Raw genomic sequence first — 26,517 nt, 5'->3', positions numbered from 1 at the left:
TCACCTGGCCAACGAGCTTCTGCACGTCCTGCGCATTCTGCTTGTTGGCAAGAATGGCCGGTACGAAGCTCGTGCCGGGAACCTTCTGGCCGGCCAGGTAGCGCGCGACGTTCTGGACCGCCGTTCTGCCGATGAGCTCCGGCTGCTGGACAGCGACGGCGCCAGCGGGCGCAGCCGGATCGGCGACGAGGGCGAGATATTCCGGCGTGCCGTCGACGCCATAGGTGAGAACGTCCTTGCGGCCGGCGGCAAGCAGGGCCTGCGTCGCGCCGAGAACGGGAATATCCCAGGACGCCCAGATCGCGGAGAGCTGACCCTCGGGATATTGCGCGAGCAGCGCCGTCACCTTCTGGAACGAGTCCTGAATCGTATTGGGAACGATCTCGCGCAGATCCGGCTGGATAATCTTGATGTCCGGATAGTGCTTCAGCACGGCATGAAGCTCTTCCAGGCGGATTTCGCAGGGGACGACGCCTTCGATGGCCGTGAACAACGCGATATTGCCCTTGCCGCCGAGGTCGGAGGCAAGCTGAAGCGCAAGCTGCGCGCCGAGCGAGAAATTGTCCGACGTGGAATTGTTGATCGAGTTCTCGCTGACGACGTCTACCGTGAATACGGGAATCCCCGCGTCGCGCAGCTTCTTCAGGCCGGGATCGACGATCGGCAGCGCACCGAGCGTCTGGATGACGGCGTCGGGCTTCTGCGTCACCAGGGTCTGCAGCTGGGAAACAAGCTTCTGGTCGTTGCGCCCCGCATCGAGCCCGATGACCTTGCCGCCGAGCCGCTCGACCTCGGCGATCTGCGCCTGATAGGCCTTGATGTCGAAGAAGTGCTCGGTCCCGACGATGCTGATCGCGATCGTCTTGCCAGCGAGCGAGGGGACGTCATTCGGTCCGGCGGCAGCCTGGGTCTCGGCGTGCGCCGCCCGATAGGGCGCGGCCGCTGCGGCGGCACCAACGATACTGGCTTTCAGGAACGACCTGCGATCCATGGAAATCTCCCAAGAGCTGTGCCTGTGCTTAGGCCTGTTGCAAAGAAGCCGGGAGATTAGCCGCAACGCCGGAACGGTCTACTCATAAACGTTCCAAATAACTCTTACATATTGCCATATTTTTCTCCTGAACATTCTAGAATATTCAGGATCCATCAGATTGGGATCATAGAAATATAGAACGTCCATGTCGATATAGCGGGCCATTGTACGATTATGTTTCGATGCATCCGCTCAAAACAAAACGGATATGTCTCTGTAGCCGGATCGCCAGGACCATCCGGAAGGATGTAATTCGGGAAGAATGTTACGCTGCGGCAGATGCGGCGAGCCCTCCTGCTCGGCGCGGAGCGCGCAAGCGACCGATCGGCTATTCGTCCCGCGCCAGGCGATACACGGCCCTCACCGGCCGAAGCGGATCGAGCCCATCCGGCGCGCGAGCCGCATCCAGCGAGCGCACGCGATCGAGCAACAGCACGACATCCCTCCCTGCCGCACCCAGGCGGAAATCATTTGACTCCGCCGCGCCCATATTTATACGTATAACTAATACGTATAAATGGATGACGAATGTCGAGCAGGCCAACCCAGAAGGACGTCGCGATCCGTGCCGGCGTCTCGCAGGCAACGGTTTCGATGGTGCTGGGCGGCGCCAGCACGGCTTCGGTCTCGGCCGAAACCGTGCAGCGCATCCGCGCCGTCGCCGAGGAACTCGGCTATGTGCCGAACCGCTTCGCGCAGGCGCTGAAGACGCGGCGGACGATGACCATCGCCTGCATCGTCCCCGACATCACCAACCCCTTCTATCCGGGCCTCATCCGCGGCGTTCAGAAGATCGCCCAGGAGCGCGACTACGACGTGATCGCCGTCAACACCGACGGCGTGCCCGCGCGCGAGCGCCATTTCCTCGACTGGGCGCGACAGGGCCGAGTCGACGGCGTCATCGGCGTGTTCTTCACCGTCCGCGTGCAGGACTTCGTGCCCCTGCTCGATATCGGCATCCCTGTGGTCCGGATCGAATCGGCCAAGAAGCGCGGCGGCGACCTCGCGATAGACGACATCTTCGTCGACAGCCACGCCGCCGCCATCGCGGTGACCGAGCACCTGATCGCCAAGGGGCATCGCCGCATCGCGATGGTGGCCGGCACCGGCGGACCGCAGGGCGTCCGGGTCGAGGGCTATCGCGAGGTGCTTGGCCGCGCCGGCATCGAGCCGCTCGTCATCATCGAGAATGATTTCAGCGAAATGGCGGGGTCTCGCGCCGCCGAGGCCATCCTGGCCACGGGATACGGGCCGACGGCGATCTTCGCCGCCAACGATTTGATGGCGATCGGCGTCATGCAGGCGTTGCGCGAGCGGGGCATCGACATCCCCGACCAGATCGCGGTCTTCGGCTTCGACGACATATCGGCGGCGCGGCTGGTGACACCGCCGCTCAGCACCGTCGCGCAGTTCCAGGACCGGATGGGAGAGAAGGCCGCCGAAATCCTGATCGACCGCCTGAGCGGATCCCGCTCGGGCGGCGGCACTACCGAGGAAATGCCGTTCCAGCTGATCGAGCGCGGCACGGTCTAGACGTCAGACTGATCGCAGGAGGAAACCATGAACAGACGCACATTCATCGCGGGGTCGCTCGGACTCCTCGCCAGCACCGCCCTGGTCGGGCACGCGCTGGCGGCCGGCAAGACCATTACCTGGTGGTACGAGAGCGCCGATCCGAAGCAGCAGGGCTACATCAAGTCCGGCATCATCGAGCCGTTCAATGCCGCCAATCCCGACTTCAACCTGACCATCGACTATCGCGGCACCGAGCTCGACAAGCAGATGCGCGTGGCGCTGCTTTCCGGCAACGGCCCGGACATCGTCTATACCGCCGGCCCGACCTATGTCGCGCCGATGGCACGCGCCGGCCAGTTGCTGGCGCTCGACGACTATGTCACGCGCTTCGGCTGGACCGACCGCATTCTCCCCGTCTTCCTGGAGATGGGCAAGTATGACGGCAAGCTCTACGCGCTGCCGAAGACCTACGAGACACTCGGCCTCTTCTATAACAAGACCCTGTTCGAGAAGCACGGCTGGAAGGCGCCGACCACGATCGCCGAGGTCGAGGCACTGGCCGACGCCATGCTCGCAGAGAAGATCATTCCGTTCGCCTCGGGCAACGCCAACTGGCGCCCGGCCAACGAGCACTATGTCACGATCGTGCTGAACGCGATCGCGGGCCCGGAGAACGTCTACAAGGCGCTGAAGGGCGAACTCCCCTGGACGGCCGAGCCCTTCGTCAAGGCGATCGATACGCTGAACAAATGGTGGCAGAAGGGCTATTTCGGCCCCAACTACTTCTCGCTCAGCGACGAGCAGGCCTTCGCGCAGATGGCGACCGGACAGGCCGGCATGATGCCGACCGGCACCTGGCAGTTCCAGCGCGTCAACACCTACTTCCCGCCCAACAACGCCGAGGCCGGCTTTGTCGGCTTCCCGAGCGCCGAGGGCATTGGCGGCCCGGTCTATCCGCTCGGGGTCGGTTCGACCTTCTCGATCGCGGCGACCTCCAAGAACGCCGACGGCGCCGCCGCTGCGATCGACTACATCTTCTCCGACAAGGCCTATGGCTCGATGAATTCGGCCTGGCCGGGCGAGTGGAACACGCCGCTTTCCGACCTGTCGAAGGTGACGGTCGACAACGGCCTGCCGCTCTACGGCGAGACGATGAAGACTCTGGCCGACGCGGTCGGCGACAACCAGTACGGCTACACGAGCTGGACCTTCCTGCCGCCGGCGACCGATTCCTACCTGGTCAGCGGCATCGAGGAAGTCTGGCTCGGCCGCAGCACGACGGCGCAGTTCCTGGAACAGCTCAACGCGACGTTCCTGCAGGAAAAGGCCGACGGCAAGGTACCGGCCATCCCGGCCCGGTGAACCCAACGCCTGACGGAGCGGCGGCGCGACGGGCGCCGCCGCTTCTTCCCGCGGAGAAACCAGCATGCATCGGCTCTATCTCGTCCCGACATTGCTCATCAATGTCGTCATCATCCTTGTTCCGGCACTCCTGACCATCTCGCTGGCCTTCTTCCGCTGGGACGGCATCACCACGCCCGTCTTCATCGGCTTGCAGAATTTCCAGGCGCTCTGGAACGACCGCGTCTTCTGGACGGCGCTCACCAACAACCTGATCTGGACCGGCATCTTCCTGACCATCCCGATCTTCATGGGATTGCTGGCGGCAACGCTGCTGCTTGTCGCCAAGCGCGGCAGCATGTTCTTCCAGGTCATCTATTTCCTGCCGATGATCATCGCGACCGCCATCCTGGCGCGCGTCTGGCAGGGCATGATTTACAGCCCCGTCTCGGGCGTGAACGGCATGCTCCAGCGCATGGGCTTCCCGACAATCGATCCGCTGACGCAGCCCTCGACGGCGCTGCTCGGCATCGCCACCGTCGATCTCTGGCACTGGTGGGGCTTTCTCTGCGTGATCTTTTTCGCGGCACTCCGCCAGGTGCCGCAGGAACAGATCGAATTCGCCCGGGTCGAGGGCGTCAGCTTCTGGAACACGCTGCGCTACGTGCTGATCCCGGCGATCCGGCCGACCATCACGCTGATGATGATCATGACCGTGATCTGGTCGTTCCTCGTCTTCGACTTCGTCTACATCCTGACCCAGGGCGGCCCCGCCTTTTCCAGCGAAGTGCTCTCCACCCTCGCCTATCGCAGCGCCTTCTATGACCTCGCCGTCGGCAAGGCCGCCGCCGTCGCCGTCGTCATCAGCCTGTTCGGCCTCGCGGCGACCGCCTTCTACATCCGGGCGCAGGCCAAGGAGTTCCAGTCGTGAAGCACGAAGTGAAACTGGTCGAGAGCCGCACGACGCTGCTCCTGACCTATGGCGCGCTCGGCATCGCGCTGATCGTCACGCTGTTCCCGATCGCGCTGCTGGTGCTGAACTCGATGAAGCCGGCGACCCAGATCGTGCAGAACCCGCTCGCATGGCCGGAGACCTTCCGCTGGGACAATTTCACCCGCGCCTGGGACGACGCCCGCTTCTCGACCACCATGCTGAATTCGGCGATCCTGACGGCGACGACCATCATTCTGGTCTGCTCTACCGCCTCGCTGACGGCCTATGTGCTCGCCCGGCGCAAGGTCAAGAGCTGGAAGATCGTCACCTTCTACCTGCTCGGCACCACGACGGCGCCGATCCAGCTCTTCCTGTTCCCTCTCTATTTCGGCTTCGCCAAGCTCGGGCTGATCAACAATCCGTTCGCGGTCGCGCTGATCTACACGGCGATCTTCTCGCCCTTCGCCGTCATGCTGCTGCGGACCTATTTCCTCGCCATTCCGCGCGAGCTGGAAGAAGCCGCGCAGATCGACGGTGCCAATCACTGGCAGATCTTCACCCGTGTGATGCTGCCGATCGTCTCGCCCGGCATCCTGACGGTCGCGCTGATCATCGGGCTCTATTCCTGGAACGAGTTCCTGATCGCCACGACCTTCCTGCAGGGCGCCGACAACATGACGGCGATCGTCTCCTTCTTCCTGCTGAGCGGCCAGTACAGCTCGGACTGGGGTGAGATCATGGCCGCCGCCCTCATCATCGTCCTGCCCGTCGTCGTCCTCTTCATCCTGCTGCAGCGCCGCTTCATCGAAGGCATGGCCGGCGGCTCGGTGAAGGGCTGAGAACAGACGCGCTTTCGAGCGAAGCGGATACCCGTTCGCGTGAGGAAGACGCGACCAAACAAAGAGTTAGATCCTTTCATCGCCTGGTGATGAGAGGATCCAAGTTTCCATGGAGGCAACAGTGACCCTACCGAACGACTATCTCGAGCGCGTCTATGCCGGCGTTCTCGGCAAGCTGATCGGCGTCTATCTCGGCCGTCCCTTCGAGGGCTGGACCTACCAGCGCATCATGCAGGAGCTCGGGCCGATCGAGTACTACGTCCATGACCGCCTCGACCAGCCGCTCGTGGTCACCGATGACGACGTCGCCGGCACCTTCACCTTCGTCCGCGCGCTCGAGGACTACGGCGTCTCGCCGGACCTCAAGGCCGAGGACATCGGCAAGGCCTGGCTCAACTACATCGTCGAGGAGCGCTCGATCCTGTGGTGGGGCGGCGTCGGTAACTCGACCGAGCACACCGCCTGGATCAACCTGAAGAAGGGCATCCCCGCCCCCGCCTCCGGTTCGATGGAGGTCAACGGCCAGCCGGTCGCCGAGCAGATCGGCGCGCAGATCTTCATCGACGGCTGGGCGCTCGTCGCGCCGAACCAGCCGAAGCTCGCGGCCAGGCTCGCCGAGCAGGCCGGCAAGGTCAGCCATGACGGCGAATCCGTCTATGCGGCGATGCTCTGGGCGGCGATGGAGGCGGAAGCCTTCAGGAGCCGCGACATCGACCACCTGCTCGATGTCGGCCTCTCGGTCATCCCGGCCAACAGCCTGATCGCCAGGCTGATCGCCGACGTCCGCCGCTGGCACAGAGAAAACGCCGACTGGCGCGTCGCCCGCCAGCTGATCCAGGACCACTATGGCTACGACAAATATCCCGGCAACTGCCACGTCGTGCCGAACCACGCGCTGATGATCATGTCGGTGCTCTATGCGCCGGACGATTTCCAGAAAGCGCAGATGATCGTCAACACCTCGGGCTGGGACACAGACTGCAACGCCGGCAATGTCGGCTGCCTGATGGGTATCATGCTCGGGCTCGACGGCATCGAGGCCGGCCCGGACTGGCGCGGTCCGATCGCCGACCGCCTGCTGATCTCGTCCGCCGATGGCGGCAATTCGATCAATGACGCCGTTCGAGTCTCCTATTATCTCGCCAATCTCGGCCGCCTGCTCGCCGGCGAAGCCAAGCTCGACAAGCCAAAGGACGGTGCGCAGTTCCACTTCTCGCTGCCGGGCAGCCAGCAGGGATTCCGCCCGCAGGGCGGGTTCACCGCTAATGCGTATCTCCGCGTCGGCAATGAGGAATTCGGCCCCTCCCGTGCGCTTGCGATCGGCTATGAGGCGCTCGGTCCCGGCCAGGAGGCGGCGGCGATCAGCCCGACCTTCTCGCCGCCGGAGCTGCTCAACATGCGCACCTACGACTTGATGGCGACGCCGCTGGTCTATCCGGGCCAGATGGTGACGGCGCGCGTCGTGGCGCCGGCCGCCAACAAGGGCGCCGTCGAGGCGCGTCTGCGACTTCGCGTCTATGACGGCGCCGACAAGCTGCGCGACGTTGATGGCGAGGTGGTGACGCTCGCGCCCGGCGCCGACACCGTGCTCAGCTGGAAGCTGCCGGAGCTCGACGGCCAGCCGATCGCCGAAATCGGCGTCGTGCTGACCGCCTCAGGCCAGCGCGCCGATGGCAAGGTCCTGGTCGACTATCTTCGCTGGGACGGCGCGCCGGAGGTGACGCTGAAGCGTCCGGCCGGCGACGGCGATTTCTGGCGCATGGCCTGGGTCAACGGCGTCAGCTTCTTCTCGAAGCGCTTCCCGCCGAGCTTCCGCATCTCGCAGTCGCTCGGCGACGGCATCGTCTCGCATGGCACGCGCGAATGGACCGACTATGCGCTCGACGCCGACATCATGATCCATCTCGCCGTGCATGGCGGCGTGGCGCTGCGCGTCCAGGGTCTGCGCCGCTACTACGACCTGCGCATCACCAAGGCTGGCGAGTTGCAGATCGTGCGCGTCCGCGACGACAAGGAAGTGGTGCTGGCGTCGAAACCCTTCGAGTTCGCGTTGGAGAAGGCCATCCCCGTCCGCGCCAAGGTCGTCGGCTCGACGATCGCGGCCACCGTTGGTGGCGTCGCCATCGAGGCGACGGACGACAGCGCCGAAGCGTTCCGGGATGGCGGCATCGGCCTCACCGTCCGCGAGGGCGCTCTTTCGACCGACGTCGTCAAGATCTCGGCCGCCTGACGCCGGGAGCACGAAAAAAGTGGCCGCCCGGGAGGCGGGCGGCCACGGAGGCGGCTACATGCAGCCGGCGACGTACTCGTACTTGTCAGCGAGTTCCGGCTGGTCGGCGCCGATGGCGACGATCTCGGCCATGGTGACGGGCTCCACGGCCTCGCCGGCGATCAGCTTCGCCGCGATGTCCATCGCGACGGCGCCCTGCTGGCTCGGGCTCTGGGCGATCAGGCCCTGGAGCTCGCCGTTCTTCAGCGCGGCGACCTCGGCGCTGGCGGCATCATAGGCCACCATCTTCACCTTGCCGACGGCGCCGGCCTGGCGCAGCCCGGTGATCGCGCCGATCGCGCCCTGGTCGTTGGTCGAGAACACGCCGGCGAGGTCCGGGTGGGCCGACAGCGTCGAGGTGATGATCTCGGCGGCGCGCTGCGGGTCGTTCGACTGGTACTGCGGGCCGAGATACTCGATATCAGGGTACTTCGCCTTCAGCGTCTCCGCGAAGCCGGCCTCGCGGGCGTCCTGCGCCAGCGAGCCCGGCGGCTGGGTGATGACCAGAACCTTGCCCTTCTTGCCGATCAGCGCCGCCAGCGCGTCGGCCGCCATGCCGCCGCCGGCCTTGTTGTCGGTCAGCACCTGGGTCTTCAGGATCGACGGGTCGGAGATGGTCTGGTCGACAGTGATCACCTGGGTGCCGCGGCCGGCGAGTTCGCGCATCGGCGGGATCAGCGCCTGCATGTCGGTCGGGACGATGGCGGCGACCTTCGGGGCACTCGCCGTCACGGCGTTGACCACCGGGATCTGCGCATCGGCCGCGAACTGGTCGGCGGCCGAGACGGTGAGCGTGAGGCCGAGCTCCTTGGCGCGGGCCTGCGCGCCGCACTGCATGGCCTGGTAGAACGGGCTGCCGCTCGAGCCGAGCACGAGGGCCACCGAATTGGCCTCCTGGGCGAAGGCACCCGAGGCGGAGAGCGAGGTAAGCACGAGGCCCACCGCCGCCGATACGATCGTCTTGGTCATTGCTTATTCCCCTTTGGTATTGCGGAGCGTGCGTGGCGCTAGCCCCGTTTGCGAAGCCGTCGCTTCAGTTGGTCGATCCAGACGGCGAGGATCAGAACGGCACCCATGGCGACCGTCTGCCAGAACGGCGGAATGCCAAGGATGACGAAGCCATTGAGCAGGATGATGGGAATGAAGACGCCCACCACCGTGCCGAACACGCTGCCGACGCCGCCGAACAGGCTGGTGCCGCCGAGAACCACCGCCGAGATGGTGGCGAGGTTGTCCATGGCGTGGCCGTTGATGGTGGTCGTCGAGAAGCGGGCGTTGGACATGACCGCCGCGATGCCGGCCATCAGGCCCGAGATGGCGTAGACCTGGATCAGCCGCGCCATGGTCGGGATGCCGCTGCGGCGGCTCGCTTCCGCATTGGAACCGACGGCGAAGACATGCATGCCGAAGCGGGTCATGTGCAGCACGATGCCGGCGATGATCACGGTTACAGTCGCGATCACGACCAGCGCCGGAATACCGAGGATGCGGCCGGAGCCGACCTGGGTCACCAGCAGCTCCGGCATGGCGCGGACGTCGACGCCGCCGGAGAGGATCTGCGCGCCGCCGAGCGCCATGCCCATGGTGCCGAGCGTGACGATGAGCGGCGGGATCTTCGTCACCGCGATCAGGATGCCGTTGAAGGCGCCCCAGGCCGCGCCGACGAGCAGTGCCGCGACGGTTCCGATCGCGATGATGTCCCAGCCCGCAGCCGTGGTGCCGTAGGTGGTGCCGCCGGCGCCGGAGAGGAACAGCATCAGTTTGGCCGAGACGACCGAGGCGAAGACCAGCACCGAGCCGACCGAGAGGTCGATGCCCGAGGTGATCACCACATAGGTCTGGCCGACGGCCAGCACGAGCAGGATGGCCGCGTTGATGAAGAGCTGCTGGACGTTGTAGCCGGAGCCGAACTGCGCCGGCTTCAGCACCAGGAAGATCGCGACGAGCGCGAGCAGCAGGAGGAAGATCCAGCCGCCGGCAACGAGCCGCAGCAGGCGGTCCTCCGTGCTTTCGACGGGGGCGATGGCGAGGTCGTTGCTCATGCTGCCAGCTCCTTGGCTTGCCCGCTGGTCATTTCGCGCACCAGGTCGGCGACGGTGGCGTCGGCAGCGCGGAGGTCGGCGACGGTCTGGCCGAGGCGCAGCACGTGCACGCGATCCGCGACCTCCAGGACCTGGGGCATGTTGTGGCTGATCAGGACCACCGACGTGCCGGCGTCGCGGACGCGCCGGCAGAGATCGAGCACGCGCTGCGTCTGCACGACGCCAAGGGCGGCGGTCGGCTCGTCGAGGATGACGAGCTTGCTAGCCCACATCGCCGCGCGAGCAATGGCGACGGATTGCTGCTGGCCGCCCGAAAGCGAGGCGATCGCGACGCGCTGCGACTTAAGCTGGACCCCCAGCTTGGAGAACTGCTCGACCGCCTGGCGCTGCATGGTGCGGCGATCGAGGAAGCCGAGCTTGCCGAGAAAACCGCTGCGGGTGAGCTCCCGGCCGAGGAAGAGATTGTCGGCCGGCGTCAGGTCCGGGGCGAGCGCCAGGTCCTGGTAGACCGTGGCAATGCCGCATTCCTGCGCGTCGAGCGGAGAGGTGAAGCTCACCTCCCTCCCCTCGACGCGGAGCGTGCCCTCGTCCGGCTTGTCGGCGCCGGAAAGGATCTTGACCAGGGTCGACTTGCCGGCGCCGTTGTCGCCGATCAGTGCGACGATCTCGCCCGGCATTACCCGGAAATCGGCGCCTTTCAGGGCCTGCACATGGCCGAAAGTGCGCCGGATGCCTGTTGCTTCCAGCAGCGGCGTACTCATGCGGCCGTTTCCAGGCCGATATTGTTCGAGAAGGCGTAGAACTCGTTGTAGCGCGCCGCGCAAAGCGCCTGCCAATGGTTGAACGCCTCGGTGGTGCCGGCGAACTTCCAGATCTCGACCTCCTGGAAGTCGTGCTGGCCGCGGATGTGGAAGCGGCCGTGAAACTCGGCGCCGGCGGCCTTCGCGCCGTCGCGGACGGCCTGCCAGGCCTCGGCCAGCGCCTGCTTCTCCGGATCGGCGAGCAGGTACCAGTGCGGACGCGGGCGGGAATAGTGGATCCAGACGGATTGGGTCATGTCAGGCGTGCCTCGGAGCGATCAGGTCGGCGAGCGGCGCGAGGCGGCCCACGATGTGACGCGATGTGGTGAACTTGAAGTCGGCCACGCGCTCGTGGCCGCGGATGGCTGCGTCGGCGGTGTCGGGGCCGTCGATCTCCCAGGCGCCGAGATGGTGCCAGGAATGCGACCAGTCCATGCGGTGGCGGCCGGCGATGTTGACGCCGAGCGCCAGGTCGCCCTTGAAGGCGATGTCGCACTCGAAGTCGTATTCGGTGCGCTCTTCCGACGTCGCCTCGCACCACTGGTCGTTCCATTCCCAGAGCGCGAGGAAGGACCAACCGTGGTCGGTGAGCGCGCCCTTGCCCATGACCGGGGCGAACTCCTTGACGCCCATGAGCCATTCGGTGCGAAAGGCGCGCGCCCAGCCGGCCTTCTCGAGCCGGATGGTGCCTGAGATCGCGCTGTCGAGGTCGGGCGCCTCGAACACGCCGGCGATGTCGTGCGTGTGGGTGAAGCCGGTGTCGAGCGCGCGCGGCGCGTTCGGCGCCTCGGGATCGAAGACGCGGCGCAGCGACAGCGTCCAGCCCTCGGCGGCGAGTTCGTCGAGCACGGCCAGGATGGCGCGGCGGTGTTCCTCGCCATAGACGCCGGGCAACTCGTCCTGGCGGGTGGCGACGAACATCACCGAGGCTTTTGGCGCGGCGCCGGACGGGGGCGCCGACGAGAAGACGTCGGTATCTCCGGTGAGGCTCGTCATGTCCGCGCCTTCTCGACGGCGTTCATCAGCCGCTCGACGCGGGCCGGATCGACGGGGTTCCACCAGAGCGAGTCGACCTTAAGCCACTGGCCGACGATCGCGCCGTCGGCGACCGGCATCAGGGTGGGCACCTGCTCGGGCGACAGGCCGGAGCCGACGATGACGGGCAGATTGGTGCCGGCGCGGACTTCGCCGACCTCTTCCGGCTGCGTCGGCGAGCCGGTGCGGGTGCCGGTCGCGATCAGCACGTCGGCGTCGAACCACTCGGCATCCGTCGCCTGCTCGGTGATCGAACGGTCGCCGGTGATGGCGTGCGCGCCGAACTTCACATGCACGTCGGCGAAGATGGACACGTCCTTGGCGCCGATCTGCGCGCGGTAGCGCAGCGCTTCCGCCGCCGGGCCATTCAGGAAGCCTTCATTGGCGACATAGGCGTTGACCCACTGGTTGACACGCACCCAGCGCGCGCCGACCGCCTTGGCGACGGCGAGGCCGGGAATGGCGCCGTTCGCCACGCAGGTGATGCCGATCGGCGTGCTGACGGCGTTGCGGATCTCCTGGCAGACGACCGAGAGCGCCGCCACCGTCTCGAAGCCGATATGCTCGGGCCGCGAGAAGGGCATGTCGCTGGCGTTCTCGACCATGATGCCGTCGATGCCGCCATCGGCGAGCGTGCGCGCGTCGCGCAGCGCCGCGGCGACGACGTCGCGCATCGCTTCGCCCTCGTAGCGGGGAGCGCCGGGAAGCGGGCGCAGATGCACCACGCCGATGATCGGCTTCTTCTTGTCGAAATGGGTTGCAAGCGCGCTCGGCTTGGCCGGCATGACGATGGGGGGAGACATCCTACCTCTTCAGTCTTTTTCGTGGAGTTCGAGTTCGGAAAGCGTCGGATAGGCGGTCTGCGCGCCCACCCTCGTGCAGGCGATCGACGCGGCCCGCACGGCGCGCGCCAGCACGGTGTCGATGCGCCAGCCGGCGGCGATGCCGGCGAGGAACCAGCCGGCGAGGCAATCGCCCGCGCCGGTCGTGTCGACGATGACGAGCCCCTTGGGCGGCGGCGCGTACAGCACCTCGCCGGTCTCGCGATGCAGCTCGGCGCCCAGCGGCCCGCGGGTGCGCACCACGTCGCCGACACCCAGGTCACGCAGGCGGGCGATCGGATCGCCGCCGATCGCGTCGGCGGCGCGATCGTTGACGAAGACGACCCGGGCGCCGTCGAGCACGGGGGCGAGGGTCGCGATACCGCCCGAAAAGCTCGCCGGCTCCAGATCGATCGACCAGCTTATGCCGGCCTGGCGCGCCCGGGAGACCAGCGCCTCGGCGGCGGGGCCGAAGCAGGCGGTGTGCAGATGGGCGATGTCGTCGAGACGGAGCGCAGCCACCGCGGCGGCATCGGGATAGATCGAGACGCCCGGATAGAGCAGCAGCCGCTTTTCGCCATGCGGCTCGATCATCGTCACGACACGGCAGAGGCCGCCCGGCACGACCGCCGGCCGCAAATCGAGGCGCAGCACAGCCTCCAGTTCGCCGCGCACCTGGCTCGAGGCCAAATCGGTGCCGAGCTGGATGCCGAGCGCCGCGCTGCCGCCGGCCCGCGAGAAGGCCACGGCGGTGTTGGTCACGACGCCGCCCATTCCCTCGGTCGAAGCGGTGCAATGAACTTTCTCGTCCGGCGCCGGCATGTGCGGCGCTTGCAGGCTCAGATCCAGGCTGACGTCACCGACAAAAAGATAATGCGCCAAGGGGGCCTCCATGCGATGTTTCGATTTGTAACTTTGTCATTACATTTGAGCAAGCCGGGATTGCGCAAAAAATGCGCTGCAGATCGAATTGGCTAAAATTTGATCATATGGACTAAATCCACAGCAACCCTGGCTCGGCGCGGCAGACGAGCTCCAGGCAATGGGAACGGCCCGGGTCGCTACGCCCTTGCCGTTCAACCAGCGGGAGTGATACAGGATGCAATTGTCATGACATTTGGCGGGGCATCATGAGCTGGAACGCGACACGGCTTTCGGAAGACGGCGCGCCGAAGTGGTTTCAGATCGCCAATATCCTCAGGCAGTCGATCGTCGAGGGCGAATTCCAGGCCGGCGACGTCATGCCGACCGAGGCGCATCTGAACGAGGTGTTCGACGTCAGCCGCACCACGGCGCGCTCGGCGCTGAACAAGCTCGTCCAGGAAGGATTGATCACCCGTCGCTCGGGCGTCGGCTCGATCGTGCTCGGCGGCCGGGTCGACCAGCCCGTCAACCAGATCCGCGGCTTTACCGAGGACATGCTGCTGCGCGGGCTGAAGCCGTCCTTCGCCGTGCTATCGGCCGGCTGGGAACAGGCGAGCGGCGAGGTCGCGCACGCGCTCGGCCTCGCCTCATCGGACAAGCCGTTCCGCTCGGACCGCCTGCTCAGGGCGAACGACCGGCTAATGGGCTATTCAGTATCCTGGATCCGGCCCGACCTCTTCGGCAGCGTCGCACCGCCGACAGAGGCGCAGCTGGCAGATGGTTCGCTCTATGCCTGGCTGCGCGAAAAACTGGACGTAGAGATCTCGGGCGGCGTCGAGTTCATCGAGGCCAATCTGGCGAGCGACGAGATTGCGCAACTGCTCGACGTAGAGCCGGGCTCCGCCGTGCTGGTGGTGACCCGCATCGCCAAGGCGGCCGGCGGCATGCCGGTCGAATTCGCCGTCGTGACCTACCGCGCCGACCGCTACCGCTTCCGCGTCGAACTCTAGCCCCGCGCGTCAGCCAGCTCGCGGGCCAGCGTCGCGACGAGTTCTGCCGCCGGCATGGCACGCGACAGCGGCGCGCCCTGCCCCGCCCATTGCGCGCCGAAGCCATGCTCGCCCTTTGCCTTGGCCGCGGCGTGGAGCGCCTTTCCCGCGTCGTATGCGATCGGATAATCCGGCGGCAGGCGCCCTTGCGCCTTCGCTTCCAGCGCCGTGAACCGGTTGGCAAGGGCACGCGCCGGGCGGCCGGAGATCAGCGCGGTCAGGCGGGTGTGGCCGGCGCTGGGCCCGGTGAGCGCCTCGCGATAGGCCGCATCGGCAGCGGACTCCGGGCAGGCGATGAAGGCCGTGCCGAGCTGGGCCGCGACCGCACCGAGATCGAGCGCGGCGGCAATGCCCGCCCCGTCCATGATGCCCCCGGCGGCAATGACGGGCAGCCTCGTCCGGCGGACGAGCAGCCGCGTCAGCGCCATCGTGCCGAGGCCGTCATCCGGCGCCGCCGGATCGAAGACGCCGCGATGTCCGCCGGCCTCGATGCCCTGCGCCACGATGGCGTCGATGCCGGCCGCCTCGACGCGGCGCGCCTCGTCGAGGCTGGTCGCCGTCGCCCAAAGCGCGATCCCCGCCGACTTCAGCGCACGGATGACGCCCTCCGGCGGCAGGCCGAAATGCAGGCTGACGACGGCCGGCTTCGTCTCGAGCAAGAGCGCCAGCATCTCGGCATCTTCCGCGAAGCTCCTGTAGATCGTGCGCAGCTGGCGCGGCGGCTCCGCGCCGAATTCGGCAAAGAACGGAGCGAGCCAGGCCAGCCACGCGGCCTCCCGCACCGGATCGGCCTTCGCCGCACCATGCACGAAAAGGTTGACGTTGAAGGCGCGCCCGGTCCCGGCGCGCAGCGCCTCGATCATCGCCCTCGCCCCGCCGGCATCGGTTGCGCCGACGCCGATGGAGCCGAGGCCGCCGGCATTCGAAACCTCGGCAGCGAGGGCCGGCGTCGAGACACCGGCCATCGGCGCCTGGACGATCGGCAAGTTCACACCAAGCCTGTCGAGCATATGCCCTCCCTGAGACGCGCCGGCGCCGACAGCCGCCCCCTCGCCTCGTTCTTCATTCGGGAATTCTCATTGACTTGAATTCACATTAAAAGAATACATATCGAAAGATATTCCGCAATGGAGAATTTCCATGGACCTCGCCGCTCTCGCGGTGTTCCGCGCCGTCGCCCGCGAACAGAGCATCACCCGCGCCGCCGAGCGGCTCGGGCGCGTGCCGTCCAACGTCACCACCCGCATCCAGCAGCTCGAAGCGGAGATCGGCGTGGCGCTTTTCCAGCGCGACAGGAAGCGGATGACGCTGACCGCGGAGGGGCAGACCTATCTCGATTATGCGGGCCGGATCCTGAACCTCGCCGAGGAAGCACAGCAGGTCGTCAATCCATCGGGGCCGGCCGGCACGCTGCGCGTCGGCTCGATGGAGAGCACGGTCGCGAGCCGCCTGCCGATCCCGCTCGCCCGCTACAACAAGCAATGGCCCGAGGTTGTGATCGACCTCTCGACCGCACCGACGCGCCAGTTGATCGACGCGCTGCTCGCGCGTCACATCGACTGCGCCCTGATCGCCGTGCCAGCCGGCGAATGGTGGCTCGGCCCGGGCGAACTGGACAAGCTGCCGGTGTTCCGGGAGGAGCTGGTACTTTTGCTGCCCGCGGGCCATCCCGAAATCCGCCATGCGGACGAGATCCGGCCGAGGGCGCTGGCCGCCTTTGCACCGGGCTGCACCTACCGCCTGCTGGCGGAGGAATGGCTGACCGGCTTCGGTTCGCTCAAGGCGCATTTCGCGGTCCAGGAAGTGCGCTCCTATCACGCCATGTTCGCCTGCACGGCCGCCGGCTCCTGCATCAGCATCATGCCGCGCAGCGTCGTCGACCTGATGCGCCATCTCGGCGCCGTCGAAGAACAGCCGCTGATGACGGTCGACACCTACCTGGCCAGCCGCCCCGGCTTCGCCACGCCGGCCTTCGCCGCGTTCCGCGACACGCTCGAAGCGTTCGCGCACATCGGGGACTGAGGCGATACGGCGCGCTCTGCGTTGGCCGGCCGGAGCCTCCTGGCGCGGAACCGCGAAAACTCCCGGGACACGAACGTCGGGATGCTGGACATTCGGCGTCGATGCGCGAAGCTGCCCGTCGATCCACCCCGTCGCCCCCCCACCGCTCCAGGGTCTCCGAAAAATGAAAATGTATCCGCTGCCGCGAACCGGCCTCAGCGTCTCGAGCGTCGTTCTGGGCCTCATGCGCATCGCCACGATGAGCAAGGCCGAGATCCAGCACCTGGTCGGCGCGGCGCGGGACGCCGGCGTCAACGTCTTCGACCACGCCGACATCTATGGCGGCGAGCGCCACCTCTGCGAGGCGCGGTTCGGCGAGGCGGTCAGCCTCACGGCGGCCGAACGCGAGCAGGTCGTCATCCAGAGCAAGGTCGGCATCCGCAAGGGCTTCTTCGACTTTTCAAAGGAGCACATCCTGCGGTCCGTCGACGAGTCGCTTGCAGCGCTCCGCACCGACTATCTCGATCTCCTGCTGCTGCACCGGCCCGATACGCTGGTCGAGCCCGAGGAGGTCGCGGAGGCGTTCGAGACGCTGCACAGCGCCGGCAAGGTGCGCCACTTCGGCGTCTCCAACCACACGCCCGGCCAGATCGAGCTGCTCAAGAGCGCAGTTCGCCAGCCGCTGATCGCCAACCAGGTGCAGTTGAGCCTCACGCACGCGCCGCTGATCGCCGCCGGCGTCGCCGCCAACATGGCCGGGCTCGACCAGTCGGTCGATCGCGACAACGGCCTGCTCGACTATTCGCGCCTCAACAACATGATGCTGCAGGCCTGGTCGCCCTTCCAGAAGGGCCTGTTCAACGGCGTCTTCCTCGGCGACCGCGACGCGTACGCGGCGCTCAACGACGTGATCGACGACCTCGCCAGCGCCTATGGCGTCACGCCGACCGGCATCGCCGTCGCCTGGATCACCCGGCATCCGGCCAGGATCCAGGTGGTCGTGGGCACCACCAAGCCCGGCCGCGTCGCCGAGGCAGCGGCCGGTTCGGCCGTGCCTCTGACGCGCGAGGAGTGGTATCGCCTGTTCATCGCAGCCGGGCACGTACTGCCCTAGCGGGATACCACCCGGCACGATAGCGCCGAGCCCCGCCACCATCGCGGCGGCGGGCGGCGTCTGGCTAGCCGACGGCGTAGGCTTCCAGCATGGCCCAGTCGAACCGGACGCCCGTGCCAGGCTCGTCCGGCGCGATGGCGCGGCCATTCTCGACCACCAGCGGCCGGTGCGTGCAGCGATCGATCTGGAAGGCGTGCACCTCCAGCCAGCCGGCGTTCGGCACGGCGGGCACTAGGCTGATATGGAGCTCCTGCATGCCGTGACTGCAGACGGGAATGCCGAGCTCCTCGGCGAGTTTCGCCACGCGCAGGAAGCCGGTGACGCCGCCGCAGTTCGAGGCGTCCGGCTGGATGAAGCCGAGCGATGAATGGGCGAAGGCGTGCTTGAATTCCTGCAAGGTGTGCAGGTTCTCGCCCTGGGCCAGCGGCACGAAGGTGGCGCTGGCGAGCCGGCCATAGCCCTCGAAATCGTCGGGCTCCATCGGTTCCTCGAACCAGGTCAGGTCGAAGGGCTCGAAGGCCTGCGCGGCGGCGGTGGCGCGTTCGAGATCGTAGCCGAAATTGCCGTCGACCATCAGCTTCGCCGACGGGCCGATCAGTTCGCGGATGGCGCGGAGGCGCGCCACGTCCTCGGCGAGGTCGGGCTTGCCGACCTTGATCTTGATGGCGCGATAGCCCTGGGCCAGATAGCCGGCGACGCTCTCGACGAGCTTCTCCAGCGGATAGTTGAGATCGACGCCGCCGCGATAGGTGAGCGGCGAGTTGCCGGCGCCGCCCGCCATCTTCCAGAGCGGCAGGTCCTGCCTAAGGCCGCGCAGGTCCCAGAGCGCGATGTCGACCGCCGAGATGGCGAAGGAGGCGATGCCGCCGCGCCCGACATAGTGCAGGCGCGACTGCATCTCGTCGTAGAGCGTGTCGATGTCGTCGGCGTCATGGCCGACCAGCATTGGCGAGAGATCGTGGTCGATCATCGCCTTGGTCGCATGGCCGCCGGTGCCGATCGTGTAGGTGTAGCCGACGCCGGTCCGGCCGTCCGAGGTCTCGATTTCGGCCGTCACCAGCTCGTAAAACGTCTGCAGCCCGTGCCGCGCATCCTGCATCGGCTCTTCGAGCGGCACGTGGAACACACGCGTCCGGATGTCACGAATGGTCTGTCGGCTGGACATGTTTCTCTTCCCCTGGAGAAAGGATGCCGAGCGATCCGGGCCTGGTGCCGGATCAGCTCCAGTTCACGTACATGGTCTTCTTCTGGAAATAGCCGTCGAGGCCGTACTTCCCGTCCTCGCCGCCGAGGCCGGACTGGCCCCAGCCGGTATGGAAGCCCTGGATAAGCTCGCCATTGGTGCGGTTGAAATAGATCTCGCCGAATTCGAGCTCGGCCGCGACGCGCATCAGCCGCTTCAGGCTGCCGGTGTAGACGTAAGCCGAAAGACCGAAGTCGGAATCATTGGCGAGGCGGAGCGCCTGCTCGAAATCGTCGACGATGACGATCGGTACGACCGGACCGAAGATCTCCTCGCGCATCGCCGGGATGGCATTGTCCCTGGCGAGCAGGACGGTCGGGGCGTACCAATGCCCCTTCGAATAGACGCCCTCCGTCAGCCTTCCGCCCTCGAGCAGCACCTCGGCCCCAGCTTTGACACTACGGCGGACAATGTCGGCGATCTTGTCGACCTCGGGGCCGCTGATCTTCGGGCCGATGTCGGGGTTGTCGAGCGGATCGCCGATCGTCAGCGCCCGGCTGCGGGCGACGAACTTCTCGATGAATTCCTGCGCGATGGAGCGGTGCAGATACATGCGCTCGTTGCAGGTGCAGATCTGGCCGCAATTGGTGTAGCGCGCCGTCACCGCGCTCTCGACCGCACGGTCGATGTCGGCGTCCTCCATGACGATGAAGGGCGCCTTGCCGCCGAGTTCGAGGCGGATCGGCTTGATCCGCGCCGCGCCCGACGCATAGATCTCGCGCCCGGCCCGCGTGCTGCCGGTCATGGTGATCAGGTCGGAGTGCGGGCTTTCGACCAGGGCCTGGCCGACCGAGCGACCGGTTCCCGTCACCACGTTGAAGACGCCGGCCGGAATGCCGACCTTTTCCGCCAGAGCGGCAATGGCCAGACCGGATAGCGGCGTGAATTCATGCGCCTTGAGGACGAAGCTGTTGCCGGCGACCAAAGCGGGGCCGAGCTTGCGCCCCGTCAGCGCCGAGGGATAGTTCCAGGCGGTCAGGCCGACGACGACGCCATAGGGAACGCGGCGGATCCAGACCTCCTCGTTCGCGGCATCGGACGGCATGATATCGCCCTCGATGCGGCGGGCGCTCTCGGCCGCATAGCGCAGAAAGGTTTCCGTCGCGCCGATCTCGCCATAGGCCTGATTGAGCGGCTTGCCCTGCTCGGCGACGACGACATGGGCGAGCAGGTCGCGATGGTCGCGCACCGCATCGGCAAGCAGCGAGACCAGCCGGCCGCGCTCCGGCGCCGGGATCGCGGCCCAGGCCGGCTGTGCCTCGCCAGCGGCATCGAGCGCCGCCTCGGCATGCTGGGGCGAGCCGGCCGGCACGGTCGCGACGACGTCGCCATGCGCCGGGTTTTCGACCTCGACCGTCGGCACGGACGCCTCCTCCCGCCACTGGCCGCCGATATACATGCCCAGATGCGACGGCGTCCCCGCCACCGCGCTCCTCAGCTTGTCGAGCACGTCCCCTCCCCCACTTTGGTCCGACCAAATATTCTCATGCGTTGGACCACACAAGCACATATCTGTCAAATCCGGACCAATTTTCGGCGGCTAGACCAACGCTCCGGCCATTTCTTTCCAAAGCTATCCAGATTTGGTCCGTCCATAATGGTCGCCTCTTGATCTTGAGCGCCGATTGGTGGATTGCTGCAAAATCGACTTCGCGCCGGATAGAGCCTTATGCCGAACGACGTTTCCCCGCTCGACGACCTGCCGGCCCGATCCGGCGAGCACCGCGCCGCCGACGCGGTCGTGGCGACGATCGAGCAGGACATCGTCTCCGGCGTCCTGACGAATGACAGCCCGCTGCCGCCGGAGCGCGACCTGATGGGCCGCTTCGGCATCAGCCGCACCGTCGTGCGCGAGGCGATCGCGACACTGACGACGCGCGGCCTGCTGGAAAGCAAGCCGCGCCACCGGCCGATCGTGCGCAAGCCCGGCTATGACGCCGCCTTCTCCGCCGTCGGCGGCGTCGTCAGCCACCTGCTGCGCCAGGATGGCGGGGTGAAGACGCTCTACGACGTGCGCATTTTCCTGGAATCGTCGCTGGTCCGCCACGCGGCCCTGCACGCGCGCAAGGAGGACATCGCCGCCCTGCGCGCCGCGCTGGAGCAGAACCGCGCCGCGATCGACGATCCCGTGCTGTTCGACAACACCGACGTCGCCTTCCACGCCATCTTCTACCGGATCCTCGGCAATCCAGTTTTCCCGGCCGTGCACAAGGCCTTCGTCAGCTGGCTGTTCGAGCACTGGCAGAGCATGAACCGCTCGCCGGAGCAGAACCTCATCTACTACGCGGGGCACAAGGCGATCTTCGACGCCATCATCGATCGCGACCCCGACGCCGCGGAGCAAGCGCTGCTCGCCCATCTCGGCGAGGCCTGGGAGACGGTTCGCGGCACGTTCTAGCTAACAAGAAATCAGGGAGGATTTCGGGAGTGGCTCGGGAGGAGTTCGACTACATCGTCGTCGGCGGCGGGTCGTCCGGCTGTGTCGCCGCGGCGCAGCTGGTCACCAAGGGCAACCATCGCGTTCTGCTGCTCGAGGCCGGGCATTCGCACCACCATCCGCTGCTTGACATGCCGCCCGGCATCTTCAAGATGATCAACGGCAGCAAGTACATGAAGTACCACACGACGGTGCCGCAGCCGCATCTCGACGGTCGCGAGCACGACATCCCGCAGGGCAATGTGCTCGGCGGCGGCTCGTCGGTGAACGCGCAGGTCTATATCCGCGGCCGCCCCTCCGACTATGACGACTGGGACCAGATCCTGCGCGGCAACAATGACGGCGCCGACTGGAGCTGGAACGCCGTCCTCAAGCACTTTCGCGGCATGGAGGGCAACAACCGGCTGAACAACGCCGCGCACGGCGCCGACGGGCCGCTGCTCGTCTCCGACCCCGGACATGTCAACGAATTGTCGCGCTGGTTCGTGCAGGCGGTGCAGGCGCTGGACGAGCCGTTCAATCCCGACTTCAACGGCCCCACGCAGCGCGGCGTCGGCTTCTACCAGTTCATGAACCGGGCCGGAAAGCGCAGCAGCGCCGCCTATGCCTTCGTCGAGCCGCTGAAGAACGATCCGCGCCTGACGGTGCGCCTGCATGCCGAAGTCTCGCGCGTGCTGATCGAGGACGGCAGGGCGGTCGGCGTCGCCTATCGCATCGGCGGCACCGAGCACACAGCCCATGCGAAGGGCGAGGTGATCGTCTGCTCCGGCGCGCTGGTCAGCCCGAAGCTCCTGATGCTCTCCGGCATCGGCCCGGCCGCCCATCTCGCCGAGCACGGCATCGCCTGCAAGGTCGATCTGCCCGGCGTCGGCGCCAACCTGATCGACCATCCGGAAGTGCCGATCACCAGCACGGCCAATGGCCGGTACGGCTATTTCAACCAGGGCAATGGCTGGCGGATGCTGAAGAACGGCCTGCAGTTCAAGCTGTTCGGCAGCGGCCCGATCACTTCGGCGGGCGTCGAGGCCGGCGCCTTCGTCAATCCGCTCGATCCCGATGCGCCGCCCACCATCCAGGCCTTCTGCGTGCCGATCGTCTATCTCGACCGCGACACGCGGAAATCGATGAAGGATACCTATGGCCTGACCATCACCACCGTCGTGGTGAAGCCGAAGTCGCGCGGCTACGTGAAGCTGCGCTCCGCCGATCCCGCGGCGATGCCGCTGGTCTCGCCCAATCTGCTCAAGGACGAGGACGACATGCGGCAGATGGTGGCCGGCCAGCGCTTCTTCCTGCGCGCCTTTCACACCGAGCCGCTCGCGAGGCGGATCGAGCGTGTCGCCCTCCCTGCCGAACCGGAACCGGACGAGGAGGCGCTTCGCAGCCATTGCCGGCGCTTCGTGAAGACCAACTATCACCCCGCCGGCACCTGCAAGATGGGCGCCGATGGCGATCCGATGGCGGTGCTCGATTCCCGCATGCGGGTGCGCGGCGTCGAAGGCCTGCGCGTCTGCGACATGTCGGCGGTGCCGAACATCAATGCCGGCAACACCAATGCGCCGGCGATGATGCTGGGCGACCGCTGCGCCGACTTCATCCTCAATTCGCGCTAAGTGGCACCCCCTCGCCCTACCCTCTCCCGCGCGGCGGAAGAGGGAGACCGCCGGTGTCTGACGTCCTCGCCGTTCCGACGCACCCGAATCACTGAAGGCCAAGAAAGCCCCCTCTCCCGCGCGGCGGGAGAGGGCTGGGGTGAGGGTCTTGCTGGCTTCAAAATTCGCCTGTGACCGCAAGACGGGCATTTAGCGATTGACCGCGCGCGGCAAATCATGAAAGCGTTTTCAAACGAAAGTCTGGAGCCGCTCCAGGGAACGTTCCGGGATAGGAAAATGCTGCTCAACGGAATTCGCATCGTCAGCTTTTGCCACTTCCTGCAGGGTCCTGCGGGCGCGCAATATCTGGCCGACATGGGCGCCGACGTGATCAAGGTCGAGCCGGTCGATGGCGCGCATGAACGGCGCTGGTCCGGCGCCGACGTCTTCGTCGAGGGGATCAGCGGTTTCTATCTCTGCGCCAACCGCAACAAGCGCTCGATCGGCATCGATCTGAAGAGCGAGGAAGGCCGTGAGGTCGCCCGTCGGCTGATCGCCGGCGCCGACGTCGTGATGGAGAATTTCCGCCCCGGTGTGTTCAGCAAGCTCGGCTTGAGCGAGGCGGAACTCAAGGCGATCAATCCGAACGTCATCTTCGCCTCGGCTTCCGGCTTCGGCTCTACCGGGCCGATGGCGCAGAAGCCCGGTCAGGACATCCTGATGCAGGCGCGCTCGGGGCTGATCGGCGTCACCGGCACGCCGGACCGCGCCCCCACGCCCGTCGGCGCCGCCATCGTCGACCAGCATGGCGGCGCGCTGCTGGCGCTCGGCATTCTCGGCGCGCTCGTGCGCCGCCTGCGCGAGGGCGTCGGCACCCGCGTCGAGGCCAGCCTGCTCAATGCCGGCCTCGACCTACAGGGCGAGGCGCTGGTCAATTTCTTCGCCGGCGGCATGACCCGCGACATCCTCAAGCGCGAATCCAACCTCGCCACCTGGTTCCACGCCGCGCCCTATGGCGTCTATCCGGTGACCGACGGCCACATGGTGATCTCGCTCTGCGACGCCGGCGTGCTGGCGGAAGCGCTCGACAGCGACGCGCTGCGCGAGGTCGCCGGCGTCGATCGCTACCAGGAGCGCGACGACTATGCCCGCCGGCTGCGCGCCGCGACCGCCCGCTTCTCGCGCGACGAGTTGGGCGAACGGCTCGATGCCCATGCCATCTGGTGGGCGCCGATCAATTTCTACGACGACCTGCTCGCCGATCCGCAGATCCAGCATGCCGAGGTTTTCCGGGAGATCACCGTGCGCGGCCGCACGGTCCATCTGGTCAATCACCCCAACCGCTATGACGGCCAGGTGCCGGAACTGCGCGTGCTGGCGCTGGAGATCGGCGAGCACACGCACGAGATCATGGACGAACTCGGCTACGCTCCCGAAGAGGTGGCAAGGCTGGTCGCGACGCGCGCCGTCGCTGCCTCGCGACAGGCGGAAGCCCGCGTGGCCGAGGCAGTCTAGCCACGTCGCCGGCCGAACTTGGCATCCGCCAGGTTCGGCAACAGAAAGCGCTTTCACCGGAAACGCCGGCTCGCTCAGGTGTGAGGCGCTCGATTGCCTTGCAAGATCGCGGCAACGAAGGGCGCCACCGCCGCCAGCACGGCCTGCGGCTGCTCGCGGTGCGGCGAGTGTCCACAGCCAGGCAGGATCCGCCGCTCCGCCGGCCCATGGACGCGCTCGACGATCTCGTCGACCTGGCGCAGGCTGCCATGCTCGTCCGCGTCGCCCTGCACGATCAGAACCGGGCATTCGATCGCCGCGAGCCTTTCGAGCATCGTCCAGTCGTCGCGCCCCGGCGCCTGCCAGAAGTCGGCCCAGCGATGGAACATCCGATCGAGATGGCGCGGATGGTGCCTGGCGAGCTTACGGGCGAGATCACCGGTCTCGAATTCCGCGCGCAGCGCCTCGATGCCGCCGGTCTCGGCCACCTCGGAGAAGACATGGGCGGCCTCGCTGACGAGGCCCGCCAGTGCGGCGGGACGCTCCGACGCGTAGAGCAGCGCGATGGTGCCGCCGTCGCTATGGCCGTAGAGGATCGGCTGCTCGACGCCGAGCGCGTCGAGCAGCGCCGGCAGCCGCTCCCATGCCTCCCGCTCCAGGAAATCGCCGCGCTCGTCATCGGGAAAATCCGAGCGGCCATAGCCAAGCCGGTCATAGGCGGTGACGCGGCAAGCCGTCGCCGCGCCGAGCGCCTCGGGGAACGAGCCCCATTGCGTGATCGAGCCAAGCCCCTGGTGCAGCAGCACGATCTCGCCACGCGCCGGCCCGTCCGATGGCGTCCAGCGAGCAACCTGGACCATGCCCTCCGGCAGGCGGACCGCCAGCGTCTCCATTTCCACCGTCATGACGGACCGCTCAGGCAGCGGCCGCGCGCGTGCGGCGCTTGCGGGCGACGGGGCCGGCGACCGGCCCGGTCGACCCACGCACCACCAGGGCCGCCTCCAGCGGCGCGATCGGGGCGATCGTCGCCGCCGGGCCGCCCTCGATGATGCCGATCAACCGGTCGGCGGCGATGGCGCCGATCTCGGCGGCAGGAACCTTGACGGTCGTCAGCGGCGGATCGGTCTCGGCGGCGATCTCGACGTCGTCGAAGCCGGTGATCGAGACATCCTCGGGCACCCGAATTCCCTCGCGCCGCGCTTCTGCGACCGCGCCGACCGCCATCGCATCGGTGGTGCACAGGAAGGCGGTGACGCCGGGATGGGCGGCCCGCAGGCGGCGGAACGCCTCGCGACCGGCGGCGATGCTCGGCAGCGGCGCCTCGAAGATGCGATCCGGCGGCAGGCGGATGCCCTCCTCCGCGATGGCGTCGAGGAGGCCGTCGAGCCGCGCCTGCGAGCGGTCGTTCGGCAGGCCGGTATTGGCGATGACGGCGAATTCGCGATGCCCGAGCTCGAGCAGGTAGCGCGCCATGCGATGGGTCGCCTGGCGATTGTCGATGCCGATCGCCGGAATTCCCTGGCGCGAGGCGCAGACATAGGTGGTGACCAGCGGCGTGCGGTGATGACGGATCAGCGGCAGCGAATCCGGAGCGAAGGTATCGCCGACGAGGACCAGGCCGTCGACGCCATATTCCAGCATGCCGCGGATCTGGCGGAACTCGCGCGCCGGGTCATATTGCGAATGCGACAGGATCAACGTGTAGCCGCGCGCGCCAAGCCGCGCCTCCAGCGCCTCGACGCCATCGGCGAAGATGGCGTTGCCGAGCGTCGGCACCACGGCGCCGACCGTATGGGTGCGGCCGGAGCTCAGGGCCTTCGCCATGCGATCGGGCGTATAGTCGAGCATCTCGACGGCATGCAGCACGCGCTCGCGGATCTCGGGACGCACGATCTCGGGCTGGTTGATCGCCCGCGACGCAGTCGCCAGTGAAACCTTGGCGAGCCGCGCCACATGCTCCAGCTTGGCGCGCGCCGGGGCCGGCGAGGCGTCGGCCTGCGCCTTGCGCTGCGAGGGCGGTTTCTTGTCCGTCTTATCCATGCCGGGACTCTGGATCAGAAGCCCGGACGCCGCAAGACGGCCGGCCTGAATTGC

At 66.9% G+C, this 26,517-nt stretch carries 24 protein-coding genes; 11 read left to right on the top strand and 13 right to left on the bottom strand.

The features are described from left to right. The coding region (locus tag OSH07_RS14520) for a sugar ABC transporter substrate-binding protein (protein WP_266339381.1) at nt 1–991 on the bottom strand (991 nt) is incomplete at its 3' end. Between the two features lie 570 nt (nt 992–1,561). Between OSH07_RS14520 and OSH07_RS14515 the strand changes: the two genes are divergently transcribed. The 5 genes from OSH07_RS14515 (at nt 1,562) to OSH07_RS14495 (ending at nt 7,892) form a co-directional block, all read left to right on the top strand. Further along, nucleotides 1,562–2,566 carry a LacI family DNA-binding transcriptional regulator gene (locus OSH07_RS14515; RefSeq protein ID WP_266339380.1) on the top strand — a complete coding sequence of 335 codons (1,005 nt, stop codon included), beginning with the start codon at nt 1,562–1,564 and terminating at the stop codon, nt 2,564–2,566. Nucleotides 2,567–2,593: 27 nt separating this feature from the next. Further along, nucleotides 2,594–3,910 (top strand): ABC transporter substrate-binding protein, encoded by a 1,317-nt coding sequence (locus tag OSH07_RS14510; RefSeq protein ID WP_266339379.1) that lies wholly within the window; start codon nt 2,594–2,596, stop codon nt 3,908–3,910. Between the two features lie 64 nt (nt 3,911–3,974). Continuing rightward, nucleotides 3,975–4,820: a carbohydrate ABC transporter permease gene (locus OSH07_RS14505; protein WP_266339378.1), complete on the top strand. Its 846-nt coding sequence runs from the start codon at nt 3,975–3,977 to the stop codon at nt 4,818–4,820. After that, on the top strand, nt 4,817–5,662 hold the full coding sequence (locus OSH07_RS14500; RefSeq protein WP_266339377.1) for a carbohydrate ABC transporter permease: 846 nt from the start codon (nt 4,817–4,819) through the stop codon (nt 5,660–5,662). Before OSH07_RS14505 ends, OSH07_RS14500 begins: the two co-directional genes overlap by 4 nt. Before the next feature lie 121 nt (nt 5,663–5,783). Then, nucleotides 5,784–7,892, top strand: coding sequence for an ADP-ribosylglycohydrolase family protein (locus tag OSH07_RS14495; protein ID WP_266339376.1), 2,109 nt, complete (start codon nt 5,784–5,786; stop codon nt 7,890–7,892). A gap of 54 nt (nt 7,893–7,946) precedes the next feature. Here the strand turns inward: OSH07_RS14495 and OSH07_RS14490 are convergent, their stop codons facing one another. The 7 genes from OSH07_RS14490 to OSH07_RS14460 are packed head-to-tail and all read right to left on the bottom strand — an operon-like array spanning nt 7,947 to nt 13,511. After that, nucleotides 7,947–8,900 carry an ABC transporter substrate-binding protein gene (locus OSH07_RS14490; RefSeq protein ID WP_266339375.1) on the bottom strand — a complete coding sequence of 318 codons (954 nt, stop codon included), beginning with the start codon at nt 8,898–8,900 and terminating at the stop codon, nt 7,947–7,949. A gap of 38 nt (nt 8,901–8,938) precedes the next feature. Then, a complete protein-coding gene (locus OSH07_RS14485; protein WP_266339374.1) occupies nt 8,939–9,973 on the bottom strand; it encodes an ABC transporter permease in 1,035 nt (344 codons plus the stop codon). Then, nucleotides 9,970–10,734: an ATP-binding cassette domain-containing protein gene (locus tag OSH07_RS14480; protein WP_266339373.1), complete on the bottom strand. Its 765-nt coding sequence runs from the start codon at nt 10,732–10,734 to the stop codon at nt 9,970–9,972. Before OSH07_RS14480 ends, OSH07_RS14485 begins: the two co-directional genes overlap by 4 nt. After that, the gene (locus OSH07_RS14475) at nt 10,731–11,030 is read right to left on the bottom strand and encodes a hypothetical protein (protein ID WP_266339372.1); all 300 of its coding nucleotides are present in this window, start codon (nt 11,028–11,030) and stop codon (nt 10,731–10,733) included. The genes OSH07_RS14480 and OSH07_RS14475 overlap by 4 nt, the downstream gene beginning before the upstream one ends. A gap of 1 nt (nt 11,031) precedes the next feature. Continuing rightward, nucleotides 11,032–11,769: a hypothetical protein gene (locus tag OSH07_RS14470; protein ID WP_266339371.1), complete on the bottom strand. Its 738-nt coding sequence runs from the start codon at nt 11,767–11,769 to the stop codon at nt 11,032–11,034. Then, a complete protein-coding gene (locus tag OSH07_RS14465; protein WP_266339370.1) occupies nt 11,766–12,611 on the bottom strand; it encodes a BtpA family protein in 846 nt (281 codons plus the stop codon). The genes OSH07_RS14470 and OSH07_RS14465 overlap by 4 nt, the downstream gene beginning before the upstream one ends. A 9-nt stretch (nt 12,612–12,620) precedes the next feature. Beyond that, nucleotides 12,621–13,511, bottom strand: coding sequence for a carbohydrate kinase family protein (locus OSH07_RS14460; protein ID WP_266339369.1), 891 nt, complete (start codon nt 13,509–13,511; stop codon nt 12,621–12,623). Nucleotides 13,512–13,759: 248 nt separating this feature from the next. Here OSH07_RS14460 and OSH07_RS14455 point away from each other — a divergent pair, with 248 nt between their 5' ends. Then, nucleotides 13,760–14,503, top strand: coding sequence for a GntR family transcriptional regulator (locus OSH07_RS14455; protein WP_266339368.1), 744 nt, complete (start codon nt 13,760–13,762; stop codon nt 14,501–14,503). Here OSH07_RS14455 and OSH07_RS14450 read toward each other — a convergent pair. Then, complete coding sequence (locus OSH07_RS14450) at nt 14,500–15,552, bottom strand: NAD(P)H-dependent flavin oxidoreductase (RefSeq protein ID WP_266339367.1); 1,053 nt, start codon at nt 15,550–15,552, stop codon at nt 14,500–14,502. The two genes, OSH07_RS14455 and OSH07_RS14450, sit on opposite strands and share 4 nt — an antisense overlap. 130 nt (nt 15,553–15,682) lie before the next feature. Here OSH07_RS14450 and OSH07_RS14445 point away from each other — a divergent pair, with 130 nt between their 5' ends. Both OSH07_RS14445 and OSH07_RS14440 read left to right on the top strand, forming a co-directional pair. Continuing rightward, entirely contained in the window at nt 15,683–16,564 is an 882-nt protein-coding gene (locus OSH07_RS14445; RefSeq protein ID WP_266339366.1) for a LysR family transcriptional regulator, read from the top strand. Nucleotides 16,565–16,727: 163 nt separating this feature from the next. Next, nucleotides 16,728–17,657 carry an aldo/keto reductase gene (locus tag OSH07_RS14440; protein ID WP_266339365.1) on the top strand — a complete coding sequence of 310 codons (930 nt, stop codon included), beginning with the start codon at nt 16,728–16,730 and terminating at the stop codon, nt 17,655–17,657. A gap of 64 nt (nt 17,658–17,721) precedes the next feature. Here the strand turns inward: OSH07_RS14440 and OSH07_RS14435 are convergent, their stop codons facing one another. Together OSH07_RS14435 and OSH07_RS14430 are read right to left on the bottom strand one after the other, a co-directional pair. Beyond that, the gene (locus OSH07_RS14435) at nt 17,722–18,822 is read right to left on the bottom strand and encodes a mandelate racemase/muconate lactonizing enzyme family protein (RefSeq protein WP_266339364.1); all 1,101 of its coding nucleotides are present in this window, start codon (nt 18,820–18,822) and stop codon (nt 17,722–17,724) included. A gap of 52 nt (nt 18,823–18,874) precedes the next feature. Further along, nucleotides 18,875–20,350 carry an aldehyde dehydrogenase family protein gene (locus tag OSH07_RS14430; RefSeq protein WP_266339363.1) on the bottom strand — a complete coding sequence of 492 codons (1,476 nt, stop codon included), beginning with the start codon at nt 20,348–20,350 and terminating at the stop codon, nt 18,875–18,877. 219 nt (nt 20,351–20,569) lie between these two features. Between OSH07_RS14430 and OSH07_RS14425 the strand changes: the two genes are divergently transcribed. From OSH07_RS14425 to OSH07_RS14415, 3 genes are all read left to right on the top strand, one after another. Further along, a complete protein-coding gene (locus OSH07_RS14425; RefSeq protein WP_266339362.1) occupies nt 20,570–21,298 on the top strand; it encodes an FCD domain-containing protein in 729 nt (242 codons plus the stop codon). A gap of 29 nt (nt 21,299–21,327) precedes the next feature. Next, nucleotides 21,328–22,950, top strand: a complete 1,623-nt coding sequence (locus OSH07_RS14420) for a GMC family oxidoreductase (RefSeq protein ID WP_266339361.1) — start codon at nt 21,328–21,330, stop codon at nt 22,948–22,950. Nucleotides 22,951–23,226: 276 nt separating this feature from the next. After that, nucleotides 23,227–24,444, top strand: a complete 1,218-nt coding sequence (locus tag OSH07_RS14415) for a CaiB/BaiF CoA transferase family protein (RefSeq protein ID WP_266339360.1) — start codon at nt 23,227–23,229, stop codon at nt 24,442–24,444. Nucleotides 24,445–24,518: 74 nt separating this feature from the next. Here the strand turns inward: OSH07_RS14415 and OSH07_RS14410 are convergent, their stop codons facing one another. Both OSH07_RS14410 and OSH07_RS14405 read right to left on the bottom strand, forming a co-directional pair. Beyond that, the gene (locus OSH07_RS14410; RefSeq protein ID WP_266339359.1) at nt 24,519–25,328 is read right to left on the bottom strand and encodes an alpha/beta fold hydrolase; all 810 of its coding nucleotides are present in this window, start codon (nt 25,326–25,328) and stop codon (nt 24,519–24,521) included. A 10-nt stretch (nt 25,329–25,338) separates the two neighbouring features. Further along, entirely contained in the window at nt 25,339–26,463 is a 1,125-nt protein-coding gene (locus tag OSH07_RS14405; protein ID WP_266339358.1) for a LacI family DNA-binding transcriptional regulator, read from the bottom strand. Between the last annotated feature and the right edge of the window lie 54 nt (nt 26,464–26,517).

This window comes from Kaistia nematophila, from assembly GCF_026343855.1.
Classification (GTDB): domain Bacteria; phylum Pseudomonadota; class Alphaproteobacteria; order Rhizobiales; family Kaistiaceae; genus Kaistia; species Kaistia nematophila.
This window is presented reverse-complemented; position numbering and strand designations above follow the sequence as displayed.